Source organism: Archangium primigenium (assembly GCF_016904885.1).
Lineage (GTDB): Bacteria > Myxococcota > Myxococcia > Myxococcales > Myxococcaceae > Cystobacter > Cystobacter primigenius.
Map to the genome: position 1 here is coordinate 5,066,756 of NZ_JADWYI010000001.1, position 19,609 is coordinate 5,086,364.

Below are 19,609 nucleotides of genomic sequence, written 5' to 3' on the forward strand. Positions count from 1 at the left end.
TGGCCTCGCCTTCGCGCCACGTATCCTCGCCGCCGTTCAGGAGGCCCCGGATGCGGCTCGCGCGTGAGTGGTGTGGACTGGCTCTGCTGATGTGGACGGCCTGTGGTGTGACCAGCGCGGGAGGTGGCGGGGGAGGAAGCACGGTGCCCCGGGAGAACACCGCGACCACGCTGACCCTCTCCGGGACGCGGTTCTTCGTGGGTTACGACAACGGCACTCTCGCCGCACTGCCGGACGGGGGCGTGGTGCTCGCCGCGCTGCTGGCCGACGACAAGGGCTACAACGCGGACGTGGCGATCGTGCGCCTCGATGCCTCCCTGTCGCTCACGTGGGCGATGCGGCTCGATGAGCGGACCCTTCCCACGCACCTGGTGCCGGGCAAGGACGGCGCGCTGTTCGTCATCGCGGGAGACAGCTATCCCGGCACGCTCCGGGTGATGCGGCTCGACCTGGGCACGGGGGCCGTGCAGCAGGCCGTCGAGTTCTCGAACATGGCTCCGGGCAAGGCCCTGGCGCTCGACGACGGAGGACTGCTCGTCTCGGGGAACAACCTGCTGCGCCTGGACGCCCGGCTCCAACCGGTGTGGGCGCGGCAGATACCCTCGACCCACGCGGTGGCCGTGGCCGATGGCTTCATCGTCGCGGGCGTCGGCTACGGGGACCGCGCACGCATGACGGGCGTCACGCTCACGAAGGTGTCCGCGGAGGGCGCGGTGGCGTGGCAGAGCTTCGCGTCGCCCGGGCCTGGCAACCACTCCCTGACGGGCGTGCGCACCCTGGCGGATGGCTCCTTGATGGTGGGGATGGGCAACGACTCCACACGCGGCGACAGCGTGGCGGCGCTCAGCCCCTTCCTGATCACCACGTTCGACGCCCAGGGCCGACTCCGGAAGATGAGCCGGGCGCGGCTCTCCCAGGAAGTGCCCACGTCGACGGGGGCCACCCGCGCGCCCCTCCAGTTCGGCGGTGGCTACTCACTCGTGCCCATGGGTCAGGACACGTGGATGACCTTCACGGCCAACAGCGGCGCGTTCGGTTCCGACGTGCGCGCCCACGTGCTCGCCCGGTTCGCCCCGGACGGGTCCTTGCAGGAGGCGCTCTACGGGGGGCTTCAGGCCACGTCGGGCCCCGAGGGCTCCACGCTCTCCTTCAGCTTGTCGGGCCCCACGCTGACCCTGCGCCAGATTTTCTCCGGTGGCACCGGCTGCGTGCGGACCCCCACCGAGGCCGAGTTCCAGCCCGTCGAGGGCAAGCAGGAGTACGCCGAGGGCGGTGCCGTGCAGGTGACGCCGATCACGGTAACGCCCAAGAGCATCACCCGCGTGGCCACCGCGCTCTCGGCCAATCTCGAATCGGGCTGCGCGGTTCCCTGACGCCTCCCAGGGCTCGCGGCTGGAACACTCAGGACTCTTCGTCGGGCAGGAGTGTGCGCAGCAACTCGTCGTCAGGCCCGAGCGGGAGCCAACCGGGGGCAGGTGGTGTGGCACGGAGCATTGCCCGTGCCTGTTCGACGCGCGCCTCATGGGTCGTCGGAGTCAGGGAACTCCACAGTCCAATGGCCTTGGCGACCTTGAAGCGGGTGGCGTCATCCATCAGGGCGGGCCAACCGTTCGGGAGACCTGCCCACAGCTCTCGCACGAGTTGCCCGCGAACGAGCCGTGTGACCCGACGGCCGCGCTCCGCCTCGGCGAGCAGCCCGTTGAAGATCTGCACTCCAGCGATATCGTCCGGACCCAGTTCCTCGGCCAGCGCCACCAGCGAGGCCGTTGGGCGCGCATCCGCGAAGGCGGTGAGCGAGTCATACCCGCGCGCGCGGACGCGTTCGTACAGGCGCACCTTCCAGTTGCCCTCCCACGAACGCCCGTCGGTCATCACCGTCCCCAAGGAGAAAAATTCATCGGGATGTCGTAGAAGCGCATCCGGTCCGCGACGATGTCCATGACCTCGTTCCGCGTCAACATCCGACCCGCTTCAGCCTCGGCGTCGCGCAGCGCTTTCATGATCATCCGGTTCCATTCACCGGACCATGCGCGCCCCAGCTTCCAGTGGCCGCCCCCGTGAATGGCCTCGTGGTGCGCCCGCTCCATCTCCACGCAGAACTGGTTGATGTCCATCTCGCCAGTGAAGCCACGCTTTTCGAACCACGAGCGGAACTCCTTCGGCATGACGTGGTGCCGCGGCGGCTCGGCCATGCCAGCTCCCGCCTTTCCCGTTGCGCGCATGGCTCGCACTTCGGGTCCGTCTCCGAGTGCATCGCGCACCCCCCGCGGCAGCTCGCCGTGTGCTTGCGCCAGCACGGTACCGCCCGCATGAATCCTCACGGCGGCGGTGACAGCGGGGAGAGAGAGGACACCCGCGTGGATCAACCGCCGCATCATCTCCACCCACTCGGCGGAGACGACAAGGCGTGTGCCCATCATCACGCCATCGCCGCCCACCGTCAGACCCACGCCGAGCAGGGCGGACGCCGACGATGCCTCGGACGCCAATAGGGGCGCCTCGAGCATCAAAGGGACTGATAGGAGGAGGTCCCTGAGCACGAGGACCTTCTCGGTGAACTCCGCCTTCTCGCGCACGTTCGACACGAGGGTCGCGAGTGCGTCCGACAGATGACCCACCAGGGCGGGGATGTCGTGCGCCGTGGCCTCCAACTGGTCGGGCACCAGCGAAGAGAGCGCCCCCAACTTGGGCTCGAGCATTTCCCGCCAATCCCTCAGGTCCCGAGCCATCCGCTCCACGCTGTAGAGGAATGGGTCGAGCAGGGCGTCCACGAGGTGCAGGCAATCGAGCCAGGTAGCGAGCAGGATCGAGCCCAGCATAGCGGCTTCCAGCCGAGGGCCGGCCATGCGCAACAGGGCGAGCTGCAGGTCGGGGGCTTCTACTTCCGAGGCGGTGTTGGCCAGGCTCGTGGCGGCGACGCGCTGGATGTCGATCCACCGCATCTGCCTGGTGCCGAAGTCGATGAATTGCACGAAGAGGTCCGCGTGCTTGCCCGAGAGGCCTCGCCCCTGCGCCTTGAGTTGGGAAAGCGCGTGGGAGATGCGGCTTGTGGAACTGGACAATTCGCGAAGGGCACCGCGAAACGCCAACTGGGCCGCGAGTGCCTCTTGGGCGGTCCGGTGCCGATGAATTCGTTCCGGCTCTTCGGGCGCGGACGTCGAGCCGCGCGGACGCGAGGGCTCGACGCCATGCCTTCGAGTCGAGGCACGTTCCGTGGTCTCGCGAGGGGTGTAACGCAGGCTCGTGCCTGGACCGGGTGGTGGTGTCAGCGAGGCACAGCCCGTGGATAGCAGGACAAGGGTGAGCAGCAGGCCCGACCATGCTTTTGCCCCAGACTGTTCCATTCCCATCTCCAGGCCTTTCACCGCGACCCCTCGCGGCGCCCGCGCTACTTCATGCGGACGGAGAGCGCGCCGGTGGAGGCGGTGAAGGTGATGAAGCCCTTCTGGAACTCGCTCTCCCGGCCGCCCGTCACGGCGTACTCGTCGGAGACGGGGTAGCCCAGGGCGCTCTTCTCCCAGCCGAGCTCCGCCCACTTGTCACGGATGCGGCCGTGCACCTCCCAGGCGCCCGTGGCCGGGGTCCAGTAGATGCTGCCCAGGGAGTTGCCCTTCTTGAAGTGGTTGTAGCGGCCCACGCCGTCCGGGGTGGCCGTCTCGCCCGTGGTGGGGTAGCCCAGGGGGCCCGTCTCCCAGCCCAGCGCCTCCCAGCGCGCGCGGATGAGGCCGTGCACCTCCCAGGCCTTCGTCTCGGGCGTCCAGTAGATGCTGCCGTTCTGGAAGTGGTTGAAGCGGCCCACGCCGTCCGGTGTCGTCAGCTCGCTCGTGGTGCACGCGCCGAGCACGCCCCCGGCCCCCCCGATCTGGTTGTAGCGCACGAGGATGTCCCCGCCCACGGTGCACGGGCCGCCCCACTGCCGGCTGTCACGGAACTCGCGGTAGAGCGCGGCCACCAGCGACGAGCCGCCCCACTGGGAGGTGCCGCACTGCGTGGCGTACGCGCCCACCCAGGGCGTATAGGTGTAGAGGGCGGCGGTGGCGTTGTTGGCGGGCCGCACCGTGCACGGATCCAACGTGTTCTTGCTCACGCCGGCCTTCCAGCCGGAGAGGGTGGGGCGTCCGGCCTCCAGGTCCCGCAGGTAGTTGCGGAACGTCTTCGCCGAGCACTCCACCTGCCTGCCGAAGCCCGTGTACTGCGAATCACAGCCGCTGCCGTCCGGGCAGCCACAGCCCGTGGCCTTGGCCAGGTTGGTGGACTTGCCGCTGCGGATGAGGCCCGACTCCGTCTCGATGCGGGCGAGGATGTACACCGGGTTGATGGTGAAGGCCCTGGCGCGCTCCACGATCAGCGTGGCGGCCGTCTTGTTGCCGAAGGCCGGATCCCGGTAGTTGGCCAGGTAGGAGCCCTTGGACGCGAGGAAGCTCTGGACCTGATCCACCGACACGGTCTGATAGCCGGAGATGTCGGCATCGGACATGAGGTGGTGCATGTCCACGGACCCCAGCGCGGAGTCCAGGGCGATGATCTCCTCGCTCCGCGGATCCATGGGGACCGCGCCTTCCTCGGGACCCCCGCAGGCCGTGGCCAGCAGGAGCGCGCACAACGACACGACGAGACTTCTCGGACTCCACTTCGTTTCCATGGGGGGAAATCTCCGCGAGGGGGCAAATCCCGGGCTTGAGTGAAACTCCCGGGAACCCTCGGGTATCGGACATCTTGGAGCAAGGTTGTGTGGGCGCGGTGTCCAGCGCGGGGCGGCGGGCATCGTTCCCGGGGTCCGTCTGTTGCGGGAGACGATGACCTGCGCGCGCACCGGGCCGTGGGGGCCCCTCCTGCTGCTGTCTCTCGTGCTCGCCTGCGCGGGCGCGCCCCGCCGGGCCGACGGCGTCCCCTCGCGCGTGGTGGTGCTGGCGGCCTCGGAGGTGCCTCGGCCCTCGCCGCGGGGGCTGCTGGGCCACGTGCGGGGCAAGGAGCAACCGCGCGACGTGGTGGCGCGCGCGGGCGCCGAGGCCCTGCGGGCGCGGGGCTACGAGGTGGTGTGGGTGGAGACCGAGGTGGGGCCCACGCCTTCGGTGCCCCGGGCCTCGGCGCTGGCGCGGCAGCACGGCGCGCAGGCCACCGTGGTGCTGGTGCTGCTGCGATTGGACGGTGTCTCGCTTCAACCCACCGGACAGACAGAGGTGGAACTCGAGCTGCGCATGGTGGGCCCCACGGGTCATGTCTGGGCGAGCGACGACGTGCCGGACACCACCACGCGGCCGCTTCCGCGGGCCCGCGCGGATTGGCGCGCCCACGTCCGTCAGGCCGTCATCCAGGCGGTGCGGCTGCTGCCGTGAGGGCGCGGCTTATCTCCGCTATCGCCGGGACTGCGGGGGACCGCGCGCCCTCGGTCATTGTACGTATGGAGTGTGGTCGCGGACCGCGACCCGCTGGGGTGCGGCGCGCGTTTCTCCGGAAGCGGCGCCGAGGTATCGCGGAGGGACTGAATTCCAGGGATTGGCGCGCGGCGGAAAGCGCTTCACCACCCGAGAATCGAGGCGGGTGTCAGTGGTATGTCCTGGGACCGCTGGACGGGGGGGCCAGGGTCGCAAGGGAGCAGGGACATGAAGGTGCTCGTCACGGGAGCCGCGGGCTTCATCGGATATCACGTTTGTGAGCGGTTGCTCGCGCGCGGGGACACCGTCATCGGCGTGGACAACCTGGACACGTCGGGTGACGTGACGTTGAAGGCCACGCGGCTGTCGCGCCTGCGGGCGGCCTCCAACTTCGGCTTCCACCGCATGGACATCCGCGACACGCGCGCCTGTCAGGAGCTGTTCGACGGCGCGCGGCCCGAGCGCGTGGTGCACCTGGCGGCGCGCGTGGGCGTGCGGACGATGGACTCCGAGTCGCCCGAGTACACGGAGACGAACGTCACGGGCTTTCTCCAGGTGCTGGAGCTGTGTCGGCGCTCGCGCGTGGAGCACCTGGTGTTCGCCTCGTCGAGCTCCGTGTATGGCGCGGGCGCGGACATGCCCTTCGCGGAGGACTCGATCGCGGACCGGCCCCTGAGCATCTACGCGGCGACCAAGCGCGCCAACGAGATGATGGCCTACGCCTACAGCCACCAGTACGCGATGCCCATCACCGGCCTGCGGCTGTTCTCCGTGTATGGCCCCTGGGGCCGGCCGGACATGGCGCCCATGGTCTTCCTGCGGGCGATGCTGGAGGGCCGCGCCCTGGAGATGCATGGCGAGGGCAGGATCCAGCGCGACTTCACCTACATCGACGATGTGGTGGAGGCGCTGGTGCGGGTGCTGGACGCGGCCCCCTCGGGCCTGCCGCTCTACCGCGTCTTGAACGTGGGCCTGGGCCGGGCGGTGACCCTGTCACGGGTGGTGGATCTGCTCGAGGAGCAGCTGGGCACCACGGCCTGGGTGGAGATGCGCGCGGCGCGCCCCGAGGAGATGGACGCCACGTGCGCGGACGTGGCGGCGCTCGAGCGCGAGACGGGCTTCCGGCCCCAGGTGACGTTGGAGCAGGGACTCGCGCGGCTGGTGGCGTGGTACCGCGGCCTCGAGGGCTGAGCCCCGGCGTCCTCAGGACGGACTGGGCACCGCGTCCCGGCCGCCGCCCAGCAGGGTCATGAGGTCGCCCCGCGCCTGGAGCTGGCGCAGCTCCGAGTAGCCCCCGATGTGGTGCCCGGCGATGAAGACCTGCGGCACGGAGATGCCCCCATTGGAGCGCTCCATCATCTGGAGGAGACGGCGCTTGTCGTGCGTCACGTCGATGTCCTCGTAGTCGATGCCGAGACCGCGCAGCAACTCCCGGGCCTTCCGTGAGTACGGACAGTCCTGCTTCGTGTAGAGCGTCACGAGACTCATGGACTCCAAGCTAGGCATGGCCGCCGGGAGCCGCATGGCGCCCGCTCGCCCGCCCGGGAGGCGGGCCAGCGGGACGAGGGCACTGCCTAGAAGGTGACGGTGGCGCTCAGGGACAGCGAGGTGTCGGTGGAGAGCTTTCCGGCCGCCGGCTGGCTGTCGTACTGGAGCAGGAAGGTGGTGGCGATGGCCAGGGTCCGGGTGAGTCGCACGTTGAGCTGGGTCTGGTTGGTGATGAGCAGACGGGAGCCCTCGATGAGGCTGGGCAGCACGCTCAGCTCCTCGAGGAGGGCGATGTCCTTGGTCACCCCATGGCGGAAGGCGGCGCCCACGCGGGGGCCGCCGAGCGACACGTCCGGCAGGTTCACCGGGGTGGGGTAGTACTGGAAGCGCGCCTCGCGGCCGTAGCGCAGGGCCAGGTCGGTGCGCAGGAAGGAGTTGCTGCCATCCGGGTGCTTCACGTCCCACCACTGCACGCCCACACCCGCCTCGAAGCCGCCGCGCGCCTCCACGCTCTTGACGTGGTCCGTGTCCGCGCTCGCCAGCAGGAAGCCGCTGAGGCGCTCGGTGAAGCGGCGGTCGCCGCGCAATTGCAGCAGCGCGTTGAGGGCCACCACCTGATCGGGCGCCTGGGGCTGGCCCTCCAGGGTGGGGGCGCGGGCCTGGCCATACGCGCCCAGGGCCTTGACGGCGTAGATCCAGTTCTCCGTCTTGCGCTCCGCGGAGATGAGGCCGTTGAGCGTCACGGTGGAGGCATTGCCGGTGACGAAGATGAGGCCCATGCCGACCGTGACGTCCCATGCGCTGGCCGTGGTGGCGGCCTCGGCCTTCTGCTCCTCGGCCTTCTTCTGCTCGGCGGCGGCGACGGGGCCCGCGAGGCCCTGGGCGAGCCGCTCGACGGCCGCGGCGGAGCGTTCGGCGGCCTGGGCGGCGCGCTCGGCGGCCTGGGCGGCGCGCTCGGCGGCGGACTCGGCGGCCACCGGGGCGGGCGGGGGCGCAGGAGGGGGGGTGGGGGTCTGAAGCGTCAGGAAAGCGGACAGGAAGGAATGAACGGGGATCACGCCGCGCAGTCTTCCCCTAGCCTGACGGCCAGTGCAATGGCATTGAGCCAGTAGGAGGCACACGGGTCATGGACGCGAGACGAGGAGCGCCGGGATCGGGCAAGGCGCTGGGCCGGGCCCTGGGCTACCTGCGGCACTATCGGGCCGAGACGGCGGGCGCGCTGCTCTCGCTGCTGCTGGCATCGGCGGCCAACCTCGCCGCGCCCCAGCTGGTGCGGCTCGCGGTGGACCGGGGCTTTGGCCAGGGCCAGCGCGCCGTGGTGGCCGGGGCGGTGGGGGGGCTGGTGGGGCTCGCGCTGGGACGGGGGCTCTTCAACTTCCTGCAGGGCTACCTGGCCGAGCGCGCCTCGCAGGGGGTGGCGTTCGACCTGCGCAACCTGCTCTTCGAGCGGCTGCAGCGCCTGAGCTTCAGCTACCACGATCAGGCGCAGACGGGGCAGCTGCTCACGCGGCTCACCAACGACGTGGAGCAGGTGCGCACCTTCGTGGGGGGTGGGGCGGTGCAGGTGGTGGCCTCGCTGGCCATGCTGGTGGGGTGCACGGTGCTGCTGTTCCTGCTGCAGCCCCTGCTCGCGGTGGCGTCCCTGCTGGCGATCGCGCCGGTGCTCTGGGTGCTGCGCGGCTTCATGATGAAGATGGGCCCGATGTTCGGCCAGGTGCAGGGCACGCTCGGCAAGCTCAATTCCCACTTGCAGGAGAGCCTCCGGGGCGCGCGGGTGGTGCGTGCCTTCTCGGCGGAGGGGCGGGAGTCGGCGCGCTACGAGCGCGTGAACGTGGAGTACGAGAACCTCAACGTGGGGCTCATCACCGTCATCTCCACCTACTTTCCCTGGGTGTTCTTCTTCGCGAGCGTGGGCACGGTGGTGGTGGTGGGGGTGGGCGGCTGGTTCATCTTCCAGGAGCGGCTGACCGTGGGCGAGCTGCTCGCGTTCAACAACTACCTGGCCTTCCTGCTGCTGCCCATCATCACCCTGGGCTTTCTCACCAACCAGATGTCGCGCGCGGGCGTGTCCGCGGTGCGCATCTTCGAGCTGCTCGACACCCGGACGGACGTGGTGGACAAGCCCGGGGCCCAGGTGCTGCCGCCCATCGAGGGCCGGGTGGAGCTGCGCGACGTGCGCTTTCGCTACGCGGGCGGGGAGCGGGAGATCCTCAAGGGCGTCACCTTCACGGTCGCGCCCGGCCAGTTCGTGGCCATCCTCGGCACCACGGGCTCGGGCAAGAGCACCATCATCAACCTGATCCCCCGCTTCTACGACGTCACGGGCGGCGCGGTGCTCATCGACGGCCGGGACGTGCGCGACGTGACGCTCGCGAGCCTGCGCTCGCAGATCGGCATCGTGCTCCAGGAGGCGACGCTCTTCGCCGGCACGCTGCGCGAGAACATCGCCTATGGCCGCCCGGACGCCACGCCCGAGGAGGTCCAGGCCGCGGCCGAGGCGGCCCAGGCCGCCGCGTTCATCGCGGAGCTGCCCCAGGGGTATGACACGCTCGTGGGCGAGCGGGGCGTGGGCCTGTCGGGCGGGCAGCGCCAGCGCGTGGCGATCGCCCGGGCGCTGCTCACCCAGCCGCGCCTGCTCATCCTCGACGACAGCACCTCGGCGGTGGACGCGCGCACCGAGCGCGACATCCAACAGGCCCTGGACCGGCTCATGCGCGACACGCGCTGCACGGCGCTCGTCATCGCCCAGCGCATGAGCACCGTGCGCGACGCCAGCCAGGTCATCGTGCTCGACGAGGGGCAGGTGGTCGCCCAGGGTCGGCACGAGGAGCTGCTCGCCTCGAGCCCCCTGTACAACGAGATCCTCGGCTCGCAGCTGCGTCCCGAGCCGCGGGAGGACGAGCGATGAGACGCTCCTCGGACTTGAGTGGATTGGCGGAGATGGAGGACGCGCCCGCGAAGGACCGGAGCGCCGTGGCCCGCAGGCTCCTGGGGGAAATCCGGTCCTACCGCTCCGTCCTGGCGGCGGCCCTGGGCTTCATCGTCCTGGGCGCGGCCGCGCAGGCCCTGGGGCCCTTCCTGGTGGGCCGGGCCATCGATCGGAACATCTCGCACGGGGATGGGCGGGGGCTGCTCGTCACCCTGGCGTTCCTGTTCACCACCTACCTGGTGGGCACGTACGCCCAGCGGCGGCAGACGCAGCGCATCGGGTGGGTGGGCCAGCGCGTGCTCTCCACGCTGCGGCTGCGGCTCTTCGAGCAGCTCCAGGCCCTGCCGCTGTCGTACCTGGACCGGCGGCCCCTGGGCGATCTGATGAGCCGCCTGCTCGGGGACGTGGACCTGCTCAACCAGTTCTTCGGCCAGGGCCTCACGCAGATCCTCGGCTCGCTGCTGGGGCTCTTGGGCGTGATGGTGGCGATGCTGGCCCTGGACCTGCCCCTGGCGCTGGCGTGCTTCTCCATCATCCCGGTGATGGTGCTCACCACCGCGTTCTTCTCCCGGCGGGCCCGGCGCGCCTACCGCAAGACGCGCGAGACGGTGGGCGACGTGACGGCGGGGTTGCAGGAGGAGCTGGGTGGCGTGCGGCAGGCGCAGGCGTTCAACCGCACCGAGCTCAACATCCAGCGCTTCCGGCAGAAGAACGCGGCCAACCGGGACGCGAACGTCTCCGCCGTGGGCATCACCGCGGCCTTCTCGCCGCTCATCGACGTGCTGTCCACGCTCTCCACCGCGCTGGTCATCGGCTACGGCGGCTATCGGATCCTCGAGGGTGAGCTGAGCGTGGGCCTGCTGGCGGCGTTCCTCATCTACACGCAGCAGTTCTTCCGGCCGCTGCAGATGGTGTCCTCCATCTACACGCTGATGCAGGCGGCGCTGGCGGGGGCCGAGCGCGTGTACGCCATCCTCGACGAAGCGCGCGAGCCGGCGGACGCACCGGACGCGCGGGTGCTGGAGCACGCCGAGGGGCGCATCTCCTTCGAGCGGGTGTCGTTCGCGTACGACCCGGCGCACCCGGTGCTGCACGACGTCAGCTTCGAGGTGGCGCCGGGCCAGACGGTGGCGCTGGTGGGCCGCACGGGGGCGGGCAAGACGACGGTGACCAACCTCTTGCCGCGCTTCTACGACGTCACCGGAGGCGCGGTGCGGCTGGACGGGCACGACGTGCGCTCGCTCACGCGCGCGAGCCTGCGGCGGCAGATGGCCACGGTGCTCCAGGAGCCGGTGCTCTTCTCGGGCACCATCGCGGACAACATCGCCTATGGCCTGCCGGACGTGAGCCGCGAGCGCATCGAGGCCGCCGCGCGGGTCGTCCATGCCCACGACTTCATCGCCGCCTTGCCCAAGGGCTACGACACGGAGCTGGGCGGCGGCGCCACGGGGCTGAGCCAGGGCCAGCGCCAGCTCGTGTCCTTCGCCCGCGCGGTGCTCGTGGACCCGCGTGTGCTCATCCTCGACGAGGCCACGGCCAACATCGACACGCGCACCGAGGCGCTCATCCAGCGCGCGCTGACCTCGCTGCTCGCCGGCCGCACCAGTGTCGTCGTCGCGCACCGGCTGAGCACCATCCGCGACGCGGACCTCATCCTGGTGCTGGAGGCGGGCCGGGTGGTGGAGCAGGGCACCCACACGGAGCTGATGGCGCGCCAGGGCGTCTACGCGGACCTGTACGGCCAGCAGTTCATCGACCGCGACCGGACCGGGTGAGGTCGCGGGTTGATTGCCGATCGGCAACATGTCCCCAGGTGCGATGGAAGGGGGCTGCCTTGATGGCGGAGGAGTTGTGGTTTAGGTCTTGAACGTTTTGTGGATGTCAATTGAAATAAAAGGGGGACACGATGGCTGAATCCAAAGCGTGGATGCTTCCTGGAAATGACAACACACGGTCCTGTCTACTCGTTTTCGTAAGCGGCAAGGCTCAGTGGGGAGGCCACAAGGCCGCAAGCTTTTCGTGGGTCAAAAGCTTGCTGGACATGTGGCTGGTCTCAGATGAGCACACCCTGCAAGACATCTACAGACAGTCTATCCAGCACGTTTTCCGGAAGTTCAAGACCTCCCCCAGTCCATCTCTACTCAAAAAGGTGATTCTTCAGGAACTCCAGTTTGGAAGACTGCTCGCATTTGAGGTGCCGAGGAATGCGTCCCATCTGGCTTCGGCCCTTCCTCATGCGGGCATTCGTCCTGCAGTTCAGGCGTCGACGTCGCAGATGACCGGACAAGAGCTTTTGGAGGAATGGGAGGAACGACAGGTCGATGTCAAGCGTCTCAGTGTGGCGATGAAAGTGCGCGTCGCACTCCAATTGTCGGTGACGAGTTGGCCAGGGCAGATTGGTGAGACCGCATTGCGCTCCTTCAGCGATCCGCGATTTGTTCTCACCTTGTTTGGCATCATGGGCCTGTACGTTGCCTTATGGCTTGTGCCGGACCCCACCTTGGTGACCAAGATCATGGCGGGCATGCTTACGACCGCTTTGCTGGCCCAGTTCGCTTGGGAGGATATCTACGGTCTGGTGAAGGCATGGTTCGTGCTGGAGAAAAGCTGCGAGAGTGCGAAGACACAGGATGAGCTGCGTGCCGCTGGAGAGACTTTCGCGGAAAAAGTGGGACAGGTGGGCTTCGACATCCTGCTTTTCATTGTGATGGGACGTGTGGCGAGGAGGGTACAGCCAACACTGAGGGAGATAGGTGCGAAGCGAGCCGTAGTGCGGGCTGAGGCCAGGCTCGAAACAGCGCGAAGTCAGCCTGGCAGTGGTTTCGTTCCTGAAGCACGAGGCGAGGCGCTTGAGGTTCTGGATATTGCCAGGGCCGAGGCGAAAAGCGCCGACCCGGGCAGCATCCTGGATGCATTGAGCAAGAGCCTGCCAGAACTCGCACGCGGGGGGTTGCTCCAACTGCGCGGCAGGGTTGGCGATGCCAGAGCGCTTCAGACGTTAGAAAGCTCGCTTGTCAAGGGACGCAAGAGCCTGGACTCATTTCTTGCCCATGAGGGGGCATCCAAGGCCCAAGTCAAGGCGGCCAGGGGCTCGGTCCTCGCGAGCCAAGCCGAATTGGCGCGAGCGCGAATGAACTGGCTCAAGACACTGCAGGACCCTCTTCTGCGGGACGCCATGGGCAAGGAGTTGGTCCAATACGTTGTCAAGGTGTTGCGGACGCTGAAGAGCCCTCCTGATTGGGCTGCCCTGAGAAAAGCCATCCAGGCTCGCGACATCGACATGCTGGTGGGCGAACTGGGAGAGGCGCTGCAGCGCTCGTTGCTCGCCGAGAAATATCCTGCGGCCAAGGGCTACCGTGTCTTCGCGAACATCGAGGTCGTTCGGCGAGTGAAGGGTTTTTTTACCAAAAAGGAATGGCAGTTCGCAGAGCGCAACGAGGGGCGCGAGGGTAATCCGAGAGGGCTCTACGAAGCGGACGGAGCGCTGTGGAAGAGCATTACCGAGGTGGACGCGCTGATCGCGGAGCCAACCCTTGAGGGTCGATGGAGGCCGGTCGAGTTGGAGCAGATGAAGACGGGAAAGAACGATCAGCACAGCACGGCGCAAATGCAGAACACCCATGCACTCAAGGCAATGGAGCAAGTCGTTGGTGGTAACGAAACGGTGCAACTCTTCGAGCGAGTCGGTAAGAACGAACTGGGCAAGAACATGACGGCTTCGTTCGACCTGTCCAAGATTCAAGACGTGGCGGGGGCTACGCGCGGGACCGCAGGAAAATTGTTCACCGAGAACATCCCCTTTACCCGCGAGGTGCTCGAAGCAACAGCGCACTCGCTGGTCAAGAATCCAACCCTCCTGCCATCTCCGGACATCGTTCCCCCATTCAACGAGGGACAACGGCGCCGTGGGAAGGTGACGCGTTGAACATCCACGACAAGGGCGAGAGCACACTCCCTCCCCATTTCGCGGTCATCCTCGACCAGCCGGCCATCGGGCCTGAATGGAAGTCATGGCTGGTGCACGAGTTGGCGTTACGCGGTGTTCTGCTCGGCTTGGATGGCACCATCGAGGATCATGGCGTTCTCATCGGATTCTATCAGTTCCTGGAGCAGGCTGAGGCGGAGCAGGCGCTCCAGACGATGAACGTCAAGGTCGAGGCCTTGGACTGTCCCTGGATGGGCCCCATACGAGGAGCGATCGGCTGGGTGCGCGCAGGACTCCAGGAGGATCTGCTGGGTTCATTCCTCCCTGTCCTGGTCCGCCTGAGTCGAGGCCCGTTCGTCCGCACGGCGGACAGCGCCTTCTACGCCCCAGTACGCAAAATCGCGTTCTCGGTGGAGAACGTCGTGAAAAAATACGGTTTTGGAGACGGAGAGGATCTTCTCGATATTCCAGGTGATTACCTGGAACACGCGTGCGACGAAGTCCAAGCAGTGCTCGAGCATGCGGGTCTAGAGGCACAGGTCTCATTGATCGAGACGGCACACAACCCACTTCGAATCCGGGGGCCTGCTCTTCAGGACGGGAAAGAAGCCTCATCGGACGTGCTCAGGGAACTGACGGTGACGCTTTGGGCCTATGATTGGCGGCTCCTCCAGGACGCCTCCTTCTGGTGAGAGTTCCCGTTCCGACGCGGTGACCGCCGCGAAACTTGCGCTACGATGGCGGCGTCATGCACGACTTGAGCGAGGGCCTCACCGGCATCTGGGGACGGCCCTTCATCGATCTGACGCCCTACCTGGACCTCGGCCTGCTCGCCTCCCTGGACGACGAGATCTGCTACGCGCTCGCCCAGGTGACGACCACCTATACGGGCGGCAGCCACAAGGCCATGGGCATCGTCCCGCCGTCGCTCGCCGAGGACCCTTACGTCGACTACGGCCAGGTCATCCGCGGCTTCGACGAGCGGGAGTTCGCCACGTTCGTGTCGCTGGGAGATCCCGCGGCGCGCTTCGATCCCAAGCGCCGCCAGGACTACGAGTTCGGCGAGGAGCGCGACCACCCGCTCACGCGCGAGCAGATGCGCTTCCTCGAGTTCAAGTACGGCGTCTACTTCCCCTGGAAGGTCTTCTACGAGCTGATGCCCGGTGGCTACTGGGGCGAGAAGAGCACCGCCCAGGGCAAGGCCTTCACCCGCGAGGCCCGGCTGTACTTCCCCCGCACCCTGGCCTTCGTCCAGGGGCTGCCCTTCCGGGAGATCGGCCGCTGCACGCTGCTCGGTTTGAACGCCAATGATCACGGCACGGTCCACCGCGACGGCGAGCCCGAGGAGCAGACGGCGCCGGACCAGTTCATCACCGTGTGCCCGCGCGGCGGCAAGCGGCTGTTCCTCTGGGACGAGACGCGACGCGTCAAGACGCCGGTGGAGGGCCGGGCGTACTGGTTCAACGACTTCGACTACCACGGGGTGGAGGCGGGGCCGGGGTTTCGCTACTCGCTGCGGGTGGATGGGGTCTTCGAACCGGGCTTCCTGGAGCGGTTGCGACAGGACCATGAGGCCGTGAGCGCCCGGGTCGGGTAGCATGCGCGCCCTCATGGCGCTGCGATCCCTCTACCTGCCCCTCTTCGGCGCGCTCACCACGATCGTGCTCCTGCTGCTCCTGCGCGCCGGCCAGCGGTTGTGGACGCCCGCGCATACGGTCCGCTCGGACCTGGAGCAGGGCCAGCTCGCCCACGCGCTCGTGCAGATCGGCCAAGTGCTCGGCCTGTTCCTCATCTCCGGCGCGGTGGTGGCGGGCAGCGCGGAAGGCGAGAGCCTGGCCTGGGACGCGCTGTGGATCGCCGCCCACGGCCTGCTGGCCATGGTGCTGCTGGAGGTGTTCGGCAACCTGGGCGTCCGGGTGCTCCTGCGCTCGCGGCTGCACGCCGAGGTGGAGCGCGAGAACGTGGCGGCGGGGCTCGCCGCCGGCGGGCACTACCTGGCCACCGGCATCCTCCTGTCCAAGTCGGTGTCCGGCTCGGACCTGGGCTCGCTCGGTGTGTCGCTCGTCTTCTTCGTGCTCGCCCAGCTCACCCTGCATGCCTTCGTGCTGCTCTTCCGCACGCTCACCGTCTACGACGACGCCGAGGAGATCCTCGGGGAGAACCTGGCCGCGGCGTTCGGCTACGCGGGCGTCACCGTGGCGCTCTCGATCATCATCGGCCACGCGGTGGAGGGCACCTTCGTGGACTGGGGCACGTCCCTGCGCGGCTACGGGCTGGCGCTGCTGTTCGCGCTGGCGCTCTACCCGGTGCGCCAGCTCTTCGTGCAGACGCTGCTGCTCGGTGCGCGCTTCTCCTTTCGCGGCGGCCGGTTGGACCAGGGCATCGCCGTCGAGCGCAACCTGGGCATGGGCGTGATGGAGGCCGTGTCCTATCTGGCCGCCGCCTTCCTCGTGACGCGCCTCGGATGACGCCGCCGCCCCTGACCTACGAGGCGCTCGCCGAGCGGCTGGTGCGCACCGGGCTCGTCACGGATCCCTGGCTGGAGGGGATGCCGCGCTTCCGGGCCGAGCCGCTGCTCGTGCCCGCCGCGCGCCGCGCCGCGCTCTACCGGGCCGCCGAGGACGTGGCGGCGGCCTACCACGAGCTGGCGCGCGTGTGCGCCGCCTCGCCCGAGTTCCTGGACGACTTCTTCTGCCTCACGCCCGTGCAGAAGCTCATGTGGCAGGCGTCCCAGCCCGTCTGGCATGGCGTGGCGCGCGCGGACGTGTTCGTGACGCAGGACGGACAGCTCGCGGTGTGCGAGCTCAACAGCGACACGCCCACGGGCGAGGTCGAGGCCGTGCTGCTCAACCCCCTGGTGCACGAGGGCTGGCCGGACACCGAGGACCCCAACCGGGCGCTGGGCGAGCGGCTGTGCGAGATGGTGGAGGCGCTGGCCGGGCGGCTGCTCATGCCCGCGCCCGAGCGGCTCGCGGTGGGCATCGTCTACCCCACGGAGATCCCCGAGGACCTGGGCCTCGTGCGGCTCTACCACCAGTGGTTCGAGGCGCGCGGGCACACGGTGCACCTGGGCTCGCCCTTCAACCTCTCCGAGGCGCCGGACGGCCGGGTGGCCCTGCTGGGCGCGCCCTGTGACGTGCTCCTGCGCCACTACAAGACGGACTGGTGGGGCGAGCGCCTGTCCGTGTGGGACGACGAGGAGTCCTTCGAGGATCGCGCGCCCCTGACGGGTCCCCTGGCCCTGGTGCTGCGCGCCTGTCTGGAGGGGCGGTGCGCGGTGGTGAATCCGTTCGGCGCGGTGCTCACCCAGAACAAGCGCTCGCTGGCGTTCATGTGGGAGCACCACGCGCGCTTCTCCGCCCGGGCACGCGCCACCATCCGCGCCCACATCCCCTACACCGTGCGCCTGGAGACGCTGCCCATCGAGGAGCTGGCGCGCGACCGCGAGCAGTGGGTGCTCAAGTCGGACTATGGCGCCGAGGGCGACGAGGTGTTGGTGGGCCGGCTCACTCCCCAGCGGGAGTGGAACGCGGCCCTGGTGCACGCGCTGCCCGGCCGCTGGGTGGCCCAGCGCTACTTCGCCGCGGAGGAGAGCCCCTCCGGGGAGACGATCAACCACGGGGTCTACGTGATCGCCGGACAGGCCGCGGGGCTCTACACGCGCGTGCAGCGCGGTGCCACCGACCCCCTGGCGTTGAGCACACCGGTGCTCATCACGCCGTGAGGGACGGGAAGACGAGGAGACGATGAGCAACGAGCAAGACGCCAATCCCGTCAAGCGCCGCGTGATGACCCAGCAGCCGGGGCTCATTGGCGCGCAGTGGTGGAACGAGGGCCTCAAGGAGATGAGCGATCCCATCGCCCGGCGTCAGGCCATCCTGGCGCTGCTGACGGTGGGCGGCACGGTGGCCGTGGTGGGCGGGGTCCTGTCGGCCCTGGGCGACGACGAGGAGGATGATCCCTCCAACCGGAGCGTGGAGATGTTCGGCGCGCTGGACGCGCAGCGCCGGCTCGGGTGGAACTTCGGCGCCACGGCGAGCGGGCTGGTCTTTCCCGCCGAGGCCACGACCCCCGTGAGCTCGGCGGTGCGCGGGCTCGCCACGGAGCTGGCGCCCCGGCAGAGCGCGCTCAAGCCCTTCTACCAGGCGACGCTCTTTCAATCCGTGGACGGCAACGCCGTCTCCTTGAGCCAGTCGCTGCGCACGCTCCACACGCCCGCCATGGACACGGCGTTCAACCAGGGGCTGGCGCTGCTGTCGCTCTTCAAGGAGCGGCCCCCCGCGGCCGCCGCCACGGCGGTGCTCGTGGACCTGCCCGGCCCCGAGGCGGTGGCGTTCTCCACGGCCCTGGCCGAGCGCTTCGAGCCCGTCTTCACCTATGACAACTGGCCGCATCCGCTCGGGGTGGTGCCCGCCCACCTGACGCTGGCCGCGGTGGCGTACTACCAGCCGCTGCTCGCCTGGCTCGCGCCCCGGCGCGACACTCCCGCGCCGCCCGTGTTCGTCCTGGACCGCGAGCGGCTGGCGCCCTACACGGATCCCCAGAAGCAGTTCGACAACCGCTACACGGCGCGCATGCCGTCCGCCGAGCAGCTGCGCGCGCTGGGCATCCAGCACGTGCTGTACGTCCTGCCCGGCGCCGTCACCCAGGAGCTGGACGACCTCAACGAGGACCTGGTGGCGTGGCGGGACGCGGGCCTGGACGTGAAGGTCGTGGCCGCGAGCGACTTCCGGCCCGAGGCCTTGTCGACGGGCCCGGCCGATGCGGGAACGGCGGACGCGGGGACGCCCGATGCGGGAACGGCGGACGCGGGGACGCCCGATGCGGGGACACCGCGCGTCACGCCGCACGCGGGCATCTTCGCCGCGAGCCCTTTTCCGCTGCCGCTCTCGCACCTGTACTACTTCGGAGGCGCCCGGCCCGTGCATGCCTCCTTCTGGCAGCGCTACCCGTGGAATCCGCCGACCGCCCCACCGTTCGCGGCACCCGGGCGCCAGCGTCCCCGTTCGCGGCGGCTCGCGGAGCCCCCGCCGCCCGCGGGGATGCCCCGTCCGGCCGACGGGATCGTCTCGCTCCAGAATCCGGACCTGGGCACGTCCACGCTCTCGGGGAGCGACAGGTACGTGCCCGCGCGGCGGCCGACGATGTTCTCCTCCGTGCCGCGCGGCGCGAGCGGCGCCCCCCTCCAACGTCCCGTCAACTTCGGCAAGGTGGCCATGCATGTCCGCAACCGCCCGTATTCCATCCTCGGGCCCTCGTTCGGCCCTCGCAGCTCGTGGAGTCGCTCCTCGGGCTCCTCGGGCGGCTGAGCGGAGACACGGATGAAATACTCCATCTTCTCCTTTCAGGTGGCGCTGCCCATGGAGGGCCGGAGCGACTCCTTGTTCCACGAGCTGAGCCGGCGCCTGCGCTCCGCGCCCGAGGAGGGCAACTACGCGCGGATGCACGACCACTACAGCTCGCTGTGCAAGATGCTCCGCGCCGAGTCGCGTCGCTTCGAGCGGGGCGTCTGGGACTACTGGGACGATCCCTCCCGCGCGACCAATGACTACCAGGACTGGGTGAACGGCCTGGAGGGCCGCGAGGCCCGTCGGGTCTCCGCGCCCGAGGATGGGAGCCCCCGCTACATGGTGTTCGCCCTGGCGATGCTCCTCAAGTACCAGAGCGAGAGCGACCAGCGGCTCTTGCGGCACTGCAACATCCCCGAGGCCCGGCTGTGGAAGCGGCAGACCTTCGCCGAGCTGCTCAAGGGGCCGCCCATGCTCAACTTCCTCCACGTGCAGTCGCACCTGGCCTACCTGCTGCCCGGTACGGACGCGTCGCTCGCGCTCACCGATGAGGACTTGAGGGGCAAGGACTGGCACTACCTGCGCCCGCTGGACTGACGGGCGC

Annotated in this window: 17 protein-coding genes; 12 read left to right on the forward strand and 5 right to left on the reverse strand. The window is 68.9% G+C overall.

All coding sequences use genetic code 11. From position 1 onward, the window contains the following. Window positions 1-50: 50 nt before the first annotated feature. Window positions 51-1,373, forward strand: coding sequence for a hypothetical protein (locus tag I3V78_RS20985; protein WP_204490240.1), 1,323 nt, complete (start codon window positions 51-53; stop codon window positions 1,371-1,373). A 28-nt stretch (window positions 1,374-1,401) separates the two neighbouring features. Here I3V78_RS20985 and I3V78_RS20990 read toward each other — a convergent pair whose 3' ends face one another. From I3V78_RS20990 to I3V78_RS21000, 3 genes are read right to left on the reverse strand one after another with little or no spacing between them, the layout of a single operon-like run. Beyond that, window positions 1,402-1,872 (reverse strand): NUDIX hydrolase, encoded by a 471-nt coding sequence (locus tag I3V78_RS20990; protein ID WP_204490241.1) that lies wholly within the window; start codon window positions 1,870-1,872, stop codon window positions 1,402-1,404. Then, entirely contained in the window at window positions 1,872-3,344 is a 1,473-nt protein-coding gene (locus tag I3V78_RS20995) for a TIGR02269 family lipoprotein (RefSeq protein WP_239576504.1), read from the reverse strand. The genes I3V78_RS20990 and I3V78_RS20995 overlap by 1 nt, the downstream gene beginning before the upstream one ends. 44 nt (window positions 3,345-3,388) lie before the next feature. Beyond that, window positions 3,389-4,546 (reverse strand): LGFP repeat-containing protein, encoded by a 1,158-nt coding sequence (locus I3V78_RS21000; protein WP_204490242.1) that lies wholly within the window; start codon window positions 4,544-4,546, stop codon window positions 3,389-3,391. A 250-nt stretch (window positions 4,547-4,796) separates the two neighbouring features. On the opposite strand from I3V78_RS21000, the gene I3V78_RS21005 reads away from it, so the two are divergent. After that, entirely contained in the window at window positions 4,797-5,336 is a 540-nt protein-coding gene (locus tag I3V78_RS21005) for a hypothetical protein (protein ID WP_204490243.1), read from the forward strand. Window positions 5,337-5,603: 267 nt separating this feature from the next. Further along, window positions 5,604-6,566, forward strand: coding sequence for an SDR family NAD(P)-dependent oxidoreductase (locus I3V78_RS21010; RefSeq protein ID WP_204490244.1), 963 nt, complete (start codon window positions 5,604-5,606; stop codon window positions 6,564-6,566). Between the two features lie 12 nt (window positions 6,567-6,578). On the opposite strand, the gene grxC is transcribed toward I3V78_RS21010, so the two are convergent. Together grxC and I3V78_RS21020 are read right to left on the reverse strand one after the other, a co-directional pair. Next, complete coding sequence (gene grxC / locus I3V78_RS21015) at window positions 6,579-6,863, reverse strand: glutaredoxin 3 (protein ID WP_204490245.1); 285 nt, start codon at window positions 6,861-6,863, stop codon at window positions 6,579-6,581. 86 nt (window positions 6,864-6,949) lie between these two features. Further along, complete coding sequence (locus I3V78_RS21020) at window positions 6,950-7,921, reverse strand: DUF481 domain-containing protein (protein WP_204490246.1); 972 nt, start codon at window positions 7,919-7,921, stop codon at window positions 6,950-6,952. 68 nt (window positions 7,922-7,989) lie between these two features. Here I3V78_RS21020 and I3V78_RS21025 point away from each other — a divergent pair, with 68 nt between their 5' ends. From I3V78_RS21025 to I3V78_RS21065, 9 genes are all read left to right on the forward strand, one after another. Further along, window positions 7,990-9,771 (forward strand): ABC transporter ATP-binding protein, encoded by a 1,782-nt coding sequence (locus I3V78_RS21025; RefSeq protein ID WP_204490247.1) that lies wholly within the window; start codon window positions 7,990-7,992, stop codon window positions 9,769-9,771. Then, complete coding sequence (locus I3V78_RS21030) at window positions 9,768-11,567, forward strand: ABC transporter ATP-binding protein (RefSeq protein WP_204490248.1); 1,800 nt, start codon at window positions 9,768-9,770, stop codon at window positions 11,565-11,567. The genes I3V78_RS21025 and I3V78_RS21030 overlap by 4 nt, the downstream gene beginning before the upstream one ends. 131 nt (window positions 11,568-11,698) lie before the next feature. Continuing rightward, the gene (locus tag I3V78_RS21035; protein ID WP_204490249.1) at window positions 11,699-13,717 is read left to right on the forward strand and encodes a hypothetical protein; all 2,019 of its coding nucleotides are present in this window, start codon (window positions 11,699-11,701) and stop codon (window positions 13,715-13,717) included. Beyond that, window positions 13,714-14,409, forward strand: a complete 696-nt coding sequence (locus I3V78_RS21040; RefSeq protein ID WP_204490250.1) for a hypothetical protein — start codon at window positions 13,714-13,716, stop codon at window positions 14,407-14,409. Before I3V78_RS21035 ends, I3V78_RS21040 begins: the two co-directional genes overlap by 4 nt. 56 nt (window positions 14,410-14,465) lie before the next feature. Next, entirely contained in the window at window positions 14,466-15,314 is an 849-nt protein-coding gene (locus I3V78_RS21045; RefSeq protein WP_204490251.1) for a hypothetical protein, read from the forward strand. Between the two features lie 13 nt (window positions 15,315-15,327). Next, on the forward strand, window positions 15,328-16,185 hold the full coding sequence (locus I3V78_RS21050) for a DUF350 domain-containing protein (RefSeq protein WP_239576505.1): 858 nt from the start codon (window positions 15,328-15,330) through the stop codon (window positions 16,183-16,185). Further along, the gene (locus I3V78_RS21055; RefSeq protein ID WP_204490252.1) at window positions 16,182-17,441 is read left to right on the forward strand and encodes a glutathionylspermidine synthase family protein; all 1,260 of its coding nucleotides are present in this window, start codon (window positions 16,182-16,184) and stop codon (window positions 17,439-17,441) included. The genes I3V78_RS21050 and I3V78_RS21055 overlap by 4 nt, the downstream gene beginning before the upstream one ends. Before the next feature lie 22 nt (window positions 17,442-17,463). Then, window positions 17,464-19,026 carry a hypothetical protein gene (locus I3V78_RS21060; protein WP_204496969.1) on the forward strand — a complete coding sequence of 521 codons (1,563 nt, stop codon included), beginning with the start codon at window positions 17,464-17,466 and terminating at the stop codon, window positions 19,024-19,026. Window positions 19,027-19,038: 12 nt separating this feature from the next. Then, a complete protein-coding gene (locus I3V78_RS21065) occupies window positions 19,039-19,602 on the forward strand; it encodes a hypothetical protein (protein ID WP_204490253.1) in 564 nt (187 codons plus the stop codon). Window positions 19,603-19,609: the final 7 nt, after the last annotated feature.